We start from the raw sequence: 10024 nt of genomic DNA, 5'->3' as shown, positions 1-10024 counted from the left end.
CCGAGGCCGGCGAGGGCGGGTGGGGGAGTCAGGTGAGGTGGGTGTCCAGGAGGTCGAGGGCTTCTTGGACGGTGGGCGCCACCAGCAGGAGGTCGAGGCCGGCGGGTTTGAGGAAGTGCTGGTCGGCCAGGGTGCGCAGCCAGTCGAGCAGGGGGCGGTAGAAGCCGTCGGCGTCGACCAGCACCATCGGCTTGGCGTGCATGGCCAGCGTGGCGGTGGTCCAGACCTCGAACAGCTCGTCCAGGGTGCCGAGCCCGCCGGGCAGCGCGAGGAACGCGTCCGACTTGTCGATCATCAAGGTCTTGCGGCTGGCCATCCCGTCGGTGACCAGCAGCTCGTCGGAGGCCAGGTCGGCGACCTCCAGGTCGACCAGGGCCTGCGGGATGACGCCCAGGGTCCGGCCGCCGGCGGTCCGCGCCCCGTCGGCCACCGCGCCCATCATCCCCACGCACCCGCCGCCGCTGACCAGGGTGTGCCCGCGCCGGGCCAGCTCCGCGCCGGTCTCGGTGGCCAGGTCCAGCCAGCGGGCGTCGAGGGTGCGGGAGGACGCGCAGAACACGCAGACGTTGGCCATCAGCCCTGCTCCGCCGGCCCTTCGGGGGCGGCCTCCGCGGCGGCCTGCTGGTCGGCGGCGAGCCGGGCGACCGCCTCCTCGCGGATCGCCTCCTTCTCGGCGGAGAGCACCGCCTCGGCCTCCACGATGTGCCGGACCGCCTCGTCGACGTCGTCGGTGAGGCAGATCAGGTCCAGGTCGCTCGGGCCGATCTTGCCCTCGGCGGCCATCGTGTCGCGCAGCCAGTCGAGCAGGCCCTGCCAGTAGGAGACGCCCATCAGCACCACCGGGAAGCGGGTCACCTTGCCGGTCTGCACCAGGGTGAGCGCCTCGAAGAGCTCGTCCATGGTGCCGAAGCCGCCGGGCAGCACCACGAACGCCTGGGCGTACTTGACGAACATGGTCTTACGGGCGAAGAAGTAGCGGAAGTCGATGGCGAGGTCGACCCAGTCGTTGAGGCCCTGCTCGAACGGCAGCTCGATGCCGAGCCCGACGGAGAGCCCGCCCGCCTCGCCGGTGCCCCGGTTGGCCGCCTCCATCACGCCCGGCCCGCCACCGGTGATCACCGCGTAGCCGGCCCGCGCCAGCGCGCCGCCCAGTTCCTCGGCCAGCCGGCACTCGGGGCTCTCCGGCTTGCTCCGGGCCGAGCCGAAGACGCTGACCGCGGGCGGCAGGTCGGCGAGGGTGTCGAAGCCCTCGACGAACTCGGACAGGATGCGCAGCGCCCGCCAGGCGTCCTTGGTCTTCCAGTCGCCCCGGCCCCGGGAGTCGAGCAGCCGCTGGTCGGCGGTGCTGTTCGGGATGGCCTGGTTGCGCAGCGTGACGGCGCCCCGGTGCCGCACCCCGCCCGGCCCGCGGCCGGGCGGCCGCCCGATGCTCTGGCTCATGGGGTCACCGTAGTGGAGCCGGGGCGGCGCGGCGCGCAGGCGGGCGACCCGGAGAAATTCTTCGCGATCATGGGCAACTAAATGGCTCGCTCGTACGTCTTACTATTCACATACCGGGTATGCCCGGGCGCGCGCCTTCGGGGGAGGAGCCAGCGTTGATCAGCAACAGCGAGATGATCCGGATCCGCCGGCAGATGCAGCGGCGGATCCGTGACGTGGTGGCCGAGCGCCGCCGCACCCGGATGATGGAAGCCCACCACACCGACCTCACCGGCGAGAGCACCGAGACGGACACCCCGCTGACCACCACCGTCTGAGGGTCCGGCTGGCCGATCCGGGGATCCGCGTCACCGACGCGGGCCCCGGTCGCGTGTTCAGGACGAGGCGAGCCAGCGGTGCAGGGTGGCCGCGCCGTCGCGGATCTTGGTCAGCTCGACGTGCTCGTCCTTGTGGTGGGCCAGGTTGGGGTCGCCGGGACCGAAGTTCAGCGCCGGGATGCCCATCGCCGCGAACCGGGCCACGTCCGTCCAGCCCAACTTGCCGATCGGGGCCGCGCCGACCGCGGCCAGGAACTCCTGGGCCGGCGGATTGTCCAGGCCCGGGGCCGCCCCCGCCGCCGCGTCGGTGACCGTCAGGTCGAAGCCGGCGAAGACCTCGCGCAGGTGCGCCTCGGCCGCGGCCGGATCCCGGTCCGGGGCGTACCGGTAGTTGATTTCGATCTCGCAGCGGTCCGGGATGACGTTGCCTGCCACCCCGCCGGCGATCCGCACCGCGTTCAGGCCCTCGCGGTAGTCGCAACCCTCGATGGTCACCCGGCGCGCCTCGTACGCGGTCAGCCGGCGCAGCACCTCGCCGGCGCCGTGAATGGCGTTCACCCCGTGCCAGGACCGGGCCGCGTGGGCCCGCTCGCCGTGCGTGGTGACGACCGCCCGCATGGTGCCCTGGCAGCCCGCCTCGACGATCCCGTACGTCGGCTCCAGCAGCACCGCGAAGTCGGCCTCCAGCCACTCCGGGTGCGCCTGGGAGACGAGGGTGAGGCCGTTGTACCGGGACTCGATCTCCTCGGCCTCGTAGAAGAAGTAGGTGACGTCGTAGCGCGGAGCGGGCAGGGTCACCGCCAGGTGCAGCGCGAAGGCCACACCGGACTTCATGTCGGAGGTGCCGCAGCCGTACATCAGGTCGCCGCGCATGGTCGACGGGAAGTTGTCGTTCAGCGGGACGGTGTCGAGGTGGCCGGCGAGCACCACCCGCTGCGCCCGGCCCAGGTCGGTACGCGCCATCACCGTGTTGGAGTGCCGGTAGGTGGTGAGGTGCGGCACGCCGCGCAGCACCTCCTCGACGCAGTCGGCGATCGCCTTCTCGTTGAGGGAGACGGACTCGATGTCGACCAGCGCGCGGGTCAGCGCCACCGGATCGGCCAAGACCTCGGGGGTCAACGGGTTCTGCATGTGTGGCACGGTACCGTCATTTTCGTGACGACCGCACAGTCTGCCTGGGGCATCGGCCTGGCCACGATCACCGCTGAAGATCAGGTGCTGGACACCTGGTACCCGACCGGCAAGCTGGGGCTCGGCGAGCTGCCGCTGGTCCCCGGCGAGGACCAGGCCGACGTGCTCGACCTGCCGCCCGGCGCGATCGGCGAACGGGCGCTGCCCGGCCTGCGTACGGTCCAGGTGGTCACCGTGATCGGCTCGCTGGACGACCCGATCAAGGACGCCGCCGACGCGTACCTCCGGTTGCACCTGCTCTCCCACCGCCTGGTGCGGCCCAACGAACTGAACCTCGACGGCATCTTCGGCAAGCTGGCCAACGTGGCCTGGACCTCGGCCGGGCCGTGCCCGCCGGAGCGGGTCGACGAGCTGCGGGTCATCGAGCGGGCCGCCGGCCGCCACCTGGCCGTCTACGGCGTGGACAAGTTCCCCCGGATGACCGACTACGTGGTGCCCGCCGGCGTGCGGATCGCCGACGCCGACCGGGTCCGGCTCGGCGCGCACCTGGCCGCTGGCACCACGGTGATGCACGAGGGCTTCTGCAACTTCAACGCCGGCACGCTGGGCACCTCGATGGTCGAGGGGCGGATCGTGCAGGGCGTGGTGGTCGGCGACGGCTCGGACATCGGCGCCGGCGCGTCGATCATGGGCACCCTCTCCGGCGGCGGCACCGAGAAGGTCCGCATCGGCGAGCGGAGCCTGGTCGGCGCGAACGCCGGCATCGGCATCTCGCTCGGCGACGACTGCGTGGTCGAGGCCGGCTGCTACGTCACCGCGGGCTCGAAGATCACCCTGCCGGACGGCCGGGTGGTCAAGGCCCGGGAGCTCTCCGGGGTGGACGGCCTGCTGTTCTGGCGCAACTCGGTGACCGGCGCGCTGGAGGCGAAGCCGCGCACCGGCCGGGGCATCGAGCTGAACGCGGCGCTGCACGCCAACGACTGAACGACGGCGCGGAGCGGGCCGGAAAGTCGTCAATCCGACGGAACCGGCACCGCACCCGCCGCCGGGCCGGGCATGATCCCCCGGTGACCGCCATGAGGGACCGCATGCTCGCCGGCGAGCCGTACATCGCCGACGACCCCGAGATCATCGCCGACCTGGACCGGGCCGCCCAGCTCAGCGAGCGGTTCAACCGCAGCTCCGCGGACGACCCCGAGGGGCGCCTCGCCGCCCTCCGTGAGCTGCTCGGCTCCCTCGGCGAGGACACCTGGGTCCGGCCGCCGTTCCACTGCGACTACGGCTACCAGACCCACCTCGGGCCCCGCTGCTTCGTCAACTTCAACGCGGTCTTCCTCGACGTCGCCCGGATCACCATCGGCGCCGACGTCCAGATCGGACCGAACGTGCAACTGCTCACCGCCACCCACCCGGTGGAGCCGGCGGCCCGGCGGGACAAGTGGGAGGCGGCCGAGCCGATCACCATCGGCGACAACGTCTGGCTCGGCGGCGGGGTGATCGTGCTGGCCGGCGTGACCATCGGGGAGAACACCGTGGTCGGCGCGGGCACCGTGGTGACCCGGGACCTACCCCCCAACGTGGTGGCCCTGGGTAACCCCGCTCGGCCGGTGCGGGACCTGGAAGAGACCCCTTGAGCTGCTCGACCGGGTGGACGGGGTGATCCTCTCCGGGCACAGCCAGGGCACCGTCATCTGCGCCGGGCCGTCACCCCGGCAGCGGGTCGGCTAGCCGGACCACCAGGTCGGCGTGGCCGGCCGTGCCGGCGACCAGCCGGGCGTTCGCCTCGTCGCTGCCGAGCGCCCAGGCGCGGGCCTGCTCCGGCGTCTTCCCGTACGCCTCGTGCCGGGCGGTGAGCCGGCGCACCCGCAGCTCGGCGTCGAGGTCGAGGAACCACACCTGGTGCAGCAGCGTGCGCACCTCCTCCCACGGATCGTCCCGTAGCAGCAGGTAGTTGCCCTCGGTCACCACCAGCCGCACCTCGGGCGGCACCTCGATCGCCCCGGCGACCGGCTCCTCCAGGTCGCGGCGGAACGCCGGCGCCCACACCGAGGTCGGCTCCAGCCGGCGCAGCCGGCGCAGGGTGGAGACGAAGCCGTTGACGTCGAACGTGTCCGGCGCGCCCTTGCGCGCGTCCCGGCCCAGCCGGACCAGCTCGGACTGGGCCAGGTGGAAACCGTCCATCGGCACCAGCCGGGCGGCCGGACCGACCTCGGCGACGATCCGCTCGGCCAGCGTGGACTTGCCCGCCCCGGGCGCGCCGGCGATGCCGAGCAGCTGCCGCGGGCCGTCCGCGGCGAGGGCCCGGGCCCGGGCCACCAGCTCACCGAGCGGGAGCATCTGGGAGGGCGGCATCAGCCGAGCACCGGCTCGCTGATGGTGAACCGGGCCTCGACCGCCGCCTGCACCGGTTGCGGCTGCGGATCCAGCTCCAGCTCGGGCGGGGCCTCACCGGCCCGCGCGAAGCCCGCCTTCGCCATCATCGGCGGCGCGGCGGTCAGGCCGGTGTCGGCCAGCTCCAGCAGGGCGGTCACCCGGGCGCCGAGCGCCTCGGCGTATTCCCGGGCGCGGGCCAGGGCGTCGGCGATGGCGGCGTGCCGGGCCTCCCGGTACGCCGGGCTGTCCGGCCGCAGCGACCACCACGGGCCGGCCACCTCGACCTGCTCCTGGTCGGCCAGGCGGAGCATCAGCTCGCCGAGCGCGGTGAAGTCGACCACGGTGACCGTGGTGGCGACGCTGCCGTGATAGGCCACCACCCGCTCACCCGAGCGCCTCGTCTCCGGCCAGACCCGGAGCTGGCCGGTCTCCCGCCGCTCCACGGCCGGCTCGGCCGCGTCGAGCAGCACCCGCACTGCGGCCGTCCGCTCGGCCAGCCGGGTCAGCGTGGTCTCCCGGTCGCGGTCCCGCGCGGTCGCGGTCACCGTGAACCGGGCCAGCTCGGGGGCGACCTCCCGGTACGCCTCGCCGCGTACCGCCACGACCGGTGCGTCCGCCATGCCGCTCAGCCTAGTGGCGGGGTGGCCGGAAGGTGCGCCGTGTAGGTGACGGCGCCGCCCGCCACCCGGCAGCCGGTCAGGTGGCCGCCGGCCGCGCCCAGCTCCCGCAGGTAGGCCAGCTCCCCGGCGTGGTCGGCGCCGGCCGGGAACTCGCGCCGGTGGGCGGTGAACGCGCGGCCGCGCAGCGCGGCCCGGGCGGTGCGGCCCTCGGCCAGCCGGCCGGCCAGCTTCCCGGGGTCGCCGGCCCGCAGCGCCTCGGCCAGCTCGTCGAGGTAGGCGCGGACCGCGTCCAGCTCGGCGAGCACCCGCTCCCTGTTGCCGAGCAGCATGTTCGCGGTCCGCTCGGGCGGGCCGCCGGCGACCCGGGTGCCGTCGGAGAAGCTGCCGGCGGCGAGCGCGAGCACCGCGTCGCGCAGCGCCGAGCGTTGCACCGTCCCGGCCAGCGCGCCGGCGAGGAGGTGCGGCAGGTGCGAAGCGAGCGCGGCGGCGCTGTCGTGCTCCGGGGCGGACATCGGCACCACCCGGGCGTGGAAGACGTCGATGAGCAGCGCGGCGAGCCGCCGGAACGCGGCCATCCCGGTCGGCCCCGGGCAGAGCACCCACGCGGCCCCGTCGAGCAGCGCCGGGGTGGCCGCCCCGAGGCCGGCCCGGTCGGCGCCGGCCATCGGGTGGCCGGGCACGAACCGGTGCCCGAGCCCCTGCGTCGCGGCGGCGGTTGCCACGTCGGCCTTGGTGCTGCCCACGTCGGTGAGCACGCACCGGTCGTCGGTGGCCGCGGCCACCCGGGCCAGCATCCCGGGCAGGGTGGGCAGCGGGCCGCAGAGGAAGACCACGTCCCGGCCGGCGACGGCCTCCTCGACCGTGTCCGGCGCGGCGCCGCCCTCCTCCCGGACGCGCCGCCGGATCGCCGGATCCGGGTCCCAGCCGGCCACGTCGAGGCCCGCGGCGCGGAGCCGGAGCAGCACCGACCCGCCGATCAGGCCGGTGCCGACCACCGCCGCGCGTGCCTGCCCGTCGGCCCCGCCCACCATCGGACCACCTCGGCGTCCCGTCGTCCGGGGCCGGGTCGGCCCCGCTGGAAGTCCCGCCGAGGATACCCTCCGGCGTTCAGGCGACGCGGTCCGTGACCTTGCCCCGCCACTTCCGGAACGCCCGCACCGGGTTGCCGGCGTAGGCCCAGGGCAGCTCGGTGACCTGGTCGCCGATCGTCCGGAACTGCTCGGCCGCCGCCGCGTGGTCGCCGCCGACGGCGAACGCCATGGCGAACATGTTGTGCGGGGTCGGCCAGCCGGCGTACCGCCCGTGCTGGGGGTGCCGCACCGAGTGGTCCGCCGCGGCGCGCACCTCGGCGCGCACCTCGGCCTGCTGGAGATAGCGGTTGTCCGCGCCGGACCGCAGCTTCAGCCAGATCTCCAGGTGCGCCGAGGCCACCAGGTGGGCCAACCCGCTGGCCGCCGGCGCCTTGGCCGCCGCGGTCCGCGCGAAGTCGAACATCTCCTCGTCGCTGCCGAACCACTTCGCACAGCGGTACTGGAGCATCTGGGCGTGGGCCAGCCGGTGCCAGGGGTGCCGGGTGACCACCTCGGCGAAGCGCCGGTTCGCCTCGTCCCGGTCCACCTGGCGGCCCCGTGCCGCGGTGACCAGGAAGGCCCGCGCCGTGGTGTCGTCCGGGTCCCGACCGGCGACCTCGTCCAGCAGGTTCTCGGCGAACGTCAGCCGACGGTGGAACTCGCGGAACTGCTCCTCCCGCGTCCGCGAGGCGGAGGCGGAGCCCCGCGCCTGCCACGCCCAGTGCACGGCGTGGGTGCCCCGGACCAGCAGGGGCAGGGTCGAGCGGGGCTCGGCGTCAGCCCACTCGCCGATCCACTCCTGGACGTCCGGCACCCGGCCGGCCGCGTACATGCAGAAGGCCTGGTCGTCGGGGTCGGTCACGGTGACCAGGACGTCCCGGGCGGCCCGCCAGTCCCGGTCCCGCAGCGCCGCGCAGAGCGCCCGGGCGGCCGGATCACCCATCGCCGGGTCCACCGTAAGGCCCGCGTCGTTCTGTCCCGTCCTTCGCCGAAACGGCCACATGTCTCGCTCCTCCCCCGTGCAGGTCGTCGCAGATCGTAGGGGCGCGGACGATGCGGGCGGAAGGGGGTTGTCCGAGTCGGACTCACGTCGTAGGGTCCCCCGGCGGCCCGACCGGCATCGACGGGGGACGGGCCCTTCGCACGGGGAAAGGAAGCACATGTCCGCGACATACCGGGCGCTCGCCTCGGTGGTCATGTTGATCGGTTTCTACGTCGTCGCGCTGCTCCAGCTCGCCGCCGTGGCCGCGCTCGGCGTCTGGCTCTTCAGCCACACCAGCGGCCTGGTCACCGGCAAGCTGCTGCTCCCGCTGGTGGTCGCCCTCGGCGCGGTCGGGGTCGGGCTGTGGAAGGCGATCCGCACGAAGAACGAGCCGGCGCCCGGCCTCATCCTGGACGAGCGGGCGGCGCCGTGGCTCTGGGCCACGGTGCGGGAGCTGGCCACCGCGGTCGGCACCCGCGCGCCCGACGAGATCCGCCTGGTGCCCGAGGTGAACGCGGCGGTCGGCGAGCAGAGCCGGCTGCTCGGCCTGATCGGCGGCCGGCGCACCCTCTACGTCGGACTGCCGCTGCTCCAGGCCATGCGGATCGACCAGCTCCGGTCGGTGCTGGCGCACGAGCTGGGCCACTACTCCGGCCAGCACACCCGGCTGGGCGGGGTCGCCTACCGGGGCCGGCTGGCCATCGGCGAGACCATCGAGCGGATCAGCCCGCGCAACCCGATCGGCTGGGTCTTCAAGCAGTACGCGAAGCTCTACCTGCTGGTCGACAACGCCGCGTCCCGTCGCCAGGAGTTGGAGGCGGACCGCGCGTCGGTGCAGATCGCCGGGCACCACGCTGCGGCCTCGGCGCTGCGGACCCTGCCCGCCCTCGACGCGGCCTGGCGCTTCTACGAGACCCGGTACGTCGACCCGGGTTGGTCGGTCGGGCTGGCGCCGGACGACTTCTTCGGCGGCTTCGGCCATCTCCTCCAGGCGCGTCGGGGCGAGATCGACGAGCTGCGGGAGAACGCCCCGGAGGGGCCGGCGTCCCGCTGGGACACCCACCCGCCGATCGGCGCACGCGTCGCCGCGATGGACCAGATCCCTCCGGTGCACGTCACGCCGGACGACCGGCCGGCCTGGACCATGCTCGCCGACGTGGTGGGTGCCGGCCGGGCGCTCCAGAGCCTGATCGTCGCCCATGGGTCCCGCCGCCTGCTGCCCTGGCCGGAGTTCATCGCCGAGTCGATCGCCGCCGGGGTGCAGCAGCGGGCGGACCGGATCTACCGCGCGGCCGGCCGGTTCACCGGCACGCCGGAGCCGGGCCTGCCCACCGTGCTGGACCTGGTCCGCGCCGGCCGGCTCGGTGAGTTCGCCGAGCAGTTCTTCACCAACGCCACGCGCCGGGAGGCGGCGACCGCCTTCGCCGGCCCGATGGAGACGCTGCTCGACAACGCGGCGGTCCGCTCGGGCCGGGCGTACTGGCAGCTCTCCTGGTCCGAACCCGCCCGGCTGGTCGGTCGCTCCGGCGAGCCGTGGGACCTGGCCGAGATCGCCAAGCTGGCAGTCGCCCCGGAGACCCTGGACGTGGCGCTCGCCCGGCTGGCCGAGCTGGGCGTCGACGTGCGGCAGTCGACGGTGGTCCAGACCCGGGCCTCGGCGCGGAACGCCGACCTGATCGGCGGGCTCGCCAACATCAAGATCGACGGCCGGGAGCACGACGTGTACGTGCTGGACAACGGCCTGGTCCTGGTCCCCGACCCGGGGAAGGCGCACGAGGGTGAGAAGCGGCTCAAGGAGGTGCTGAGCGCGACGCCGGTCGCCGAGGTGGCCAGCCGGAACCCGTTCCTGCCCTACGAGGAGATCCGCTCGGTCGAGGTGACCAAGCGGGTGCCGCTGAAGGCGACCATCACCCTTCACGACGGCCGGACCGTGCAGGTGCAGGAGCTGATGGCCAGCGAGTTCCTGGAGAAGCACAGCCGAGACACGCTGCTGCGGGTGTTCGAGCAGATCAACGACTGACCCGGTCGCGTCGGCCGGCCCTTCTCGCCCAGCTCTGACCACCGCCGTCGCGTCGGCCGGCCCGAGAAGGG

At 74.1% G+C, this 10024-nt stretch carries 11 protein-coding genes; 4 read left to right on the top strand and 7 right to left on the bottom strand.

Translation table 11 applies throughout. The features are described 5' to 3' along the window. Window positions 1-28 precede the first annotated feature (28 nt). On the bottom strand, window positions 29-574 hold the full coding sequence (locus ABZV78_RS03940; RefSeq protein ID WP_355635275.1) for a TIGR00730 family Rossman fold protein: 546 nt from the start codon (window positions 572-574) through the stop codon (window positions 29-31). Next, window positions 574-1440, bottom strand: coding sequence for a TIGR00730 family Rossman fold protein (locus ABZV78_RS03935; protein ID WP_355635274.1), 867 nt, complete (start codon window positions 1438-1440; stop codon window positions 574-576). Before ABZV78_RS03935 ends, ABZV78_RS03940 begins: the two co-directional genes overlap by 1 nt. 155 nt (window positions 1441-1595) lie before the next feature. Here ABZV78_RS03935 and ABZV78_RS03930 point away from each other — a divergent pair, with 155 nt between their 5' ends. Further along, window positions 1596-1757, top strand: a complete 162-nt coding sequence (locus ABZV78_RS03930; protein WP_355635273.1) for a hypothetical protein — start codon at window positions 1596-1598, stop codon at window positions 1755-1757. A gap of 57 nt (window positions 1758-1814) precedes the next feature. On the opposite strand, the gene dapE is transcribed toward ABZV78_RS03930, so the two are convergent. Continuing rightward, window positions 1815-2888, bottom strand: coding sequence for a succinyl-diaminopimelate desuccinylase (dapE, locus tag ABZV78_RS03925; RefSeq protein WP_355635272.1), 1074 nt, complete (start codon window positions 2886-2888; stop codon window positions 1815-1817). A gap of 24 nt (window positions 2889-2912) precedes the next feature. On the opposite strand from dapE, the gene dapD reads away from it, so the two are divergent. Together dapD and ABZV78_RS03915 are read left to right on the top strand one after the other, a co-directional pair. Further along, window positions 2913-3872, top strand: a complete 960-nt coding sequence (gene dapD / locus ABZV78_RS03920; RefSeq protein WP_355635271.1) for a 2,3,4,5-tetrahydropyridine-2,6-dicarboxylate N-succinyltransferase — start codon at window positions 2913-2915, stop codon at window positions 3870-3872. An 83-nt stretch (window positions 3873-3955) separates the two neighbouring features. Then, a complete protein-coding gene (locus tag ABZV78_RS03915) occupies window positions 3956-4522 on the top strand; it encodes a sugar O-acetyltransferase (RefSeq protein WP_355635270.1) in 567 nt (188 codons plus the stop codon). 70 nt (window positions 4523-4592) lie between these two features. Here ABZV78_RS03915 and ABZV78_RS03910 read toward each other — a convergent pair whose 3' ends face one another. The 4 genes from ABZV78_RS03910 to ABZV78_RS03895 all read right to left on the bottom strand — a co-directional run bounded on the left by ABZV78_RS03910 (window position 4593) and on the right by ABZV78_RS03895 (window position 7894). Continuing rightward, window positions 4593-5240: a nucleoside/nucleotide kinase family protein gene (locus ABZV78_RS03910; protein ID WP_355635269.1), complete on the bottom strand. Its 648-nt coding sequence runs from the start codon at window positions 5238-5240 to the stop codon at window positions 4593-4595. Next, on the bottom strand, window positions 5240-5881 hold the full coding sequence (locus tag ABZV78_RS03905) for an SIMPL domain-containing protein (protein WP_355635268.1): 642 nt from the start codon (window positions 5879-5881) through the stop codon (window positions 5240-5242). Before ABZV78_RS03905 ends, ABZV78_RS03910 begins: the two co-directional genes overlap by 1 nt. A gap of 5 nt (window positions 5882-5886) precedes the next feature. Further along, complete coding sequence (locus tag ABZV78_RS03900; RefSeq protein WP_355635267.1) at window positions 5887-6912, bottom strand: prephenate dehydrogenase/arogenate dehydrogenase family protein; 1026 nt, start codon at window positions 6910-6912, stop codon at window positions 5887-5889. 76 nt (window positions 6913-6988) lie between these two features. After that, window positions 6989-7894, bottom strand: a complete 906-nt coding sequence (locus ABZV78_RS03895; protein ID WP_355635266.1) for a DUF4034 domain-containing protein — start codon at window positions 7892-7894, stop codon at window positions 6989-6991. 217 nt (window positions 7895-8111) lie between these two features. On the opposite strand from ABZV78_RS03895, the gene ABZV78_RS03890 reads away from it, so the two are divergent. After that, the gene (locus ABZV78_RS03890) at window positions 8112-9953 is read left to right on the top strand and encodes a M48 family metallopeptidase (protein WP_355635265.1); all 1842 of its coding nucleotides are present in this window, start codon (window positions 8112-8114) and stop codon (window positions 9951-9953) included. The last annotated feature ends 71 nt before the right edge of the window (window positions 9954-10024 follow it).

Origin of the sequence: Micromonospora sp. NPDC004540, assembly GCF_040610095.1 — a bacterium.
GTDB lineage: Bacteria > Actinomycetota > Actinomycetes > Mycobacteriales > Micromonosporaceae > Micromonospora.
The sequence above is the reverse complement of the archived record's forward strand: the minus strand, read 5'-3'. Positions and strand labels throughout refer to the sequence as shown.

Bases quoted from the DNA above. Each gene is read 5' to 3' on its own strand.
- ABZV78_RS03900 (WP_355635267.1), bottom strand. From the start codon at position 6,912: ATGGTGGGCGGGGCCGACGGGCAGGCACGCGCGGCGGTGGTCGGCACC.
- ABZV78_RS03910 (WP_355635269.1), bottom strand. From the start codon at position 5,240: ATGCCGCCCTCCCAGATGCTCCCGCTCGGTGAGCTGGTGGCCCGGGCC.
- ABZV78_RS03895 (WP_355635266.1), bottom strand. From the start codon at position 7,894: ATGGGTGATCCGGCCGCCCGGGCGCTCTGCGCGGCGCTGCGGGACCGG.
- ABZV78_RS03890 (WP_355635265.1), top strand. From the start codon at position 8,112: ATGTCCGCGACATACCGGGCGCTCGCCTCGGTGGTCATGTTGATCGGT.
- ABZV78_RS03905 (WP_355635268.1), bottom strand. From the start codon at position 5,881: ATGGCGGACGCACCGGTCGTGGCGGTACGCGGCGAGGCGTACCGGGAG.
- ABZV78_RS03935 (WP_355635274.1), bottom strand. From the start codon at position 1,440: ATGAGCCAGAGCATCGGGCGGCCGCCCGGCCGCGGGCCGGGCGGGGTG.
- dapE (WP_355635272.1), bottom strand. From the start codon at position 2,888: ATGCAGAACCCGTTGACCCCCGAGGTCTTGGCCGATCCGGTGGCGCTG.
- ABZV78_RS03940 (WP_355635275.1), bottom strand. From the start codon at position 574: ATGGCCAACGTCTGCGTGTTCTGCGCGTCCTCCCGCACCCTCGACGCC.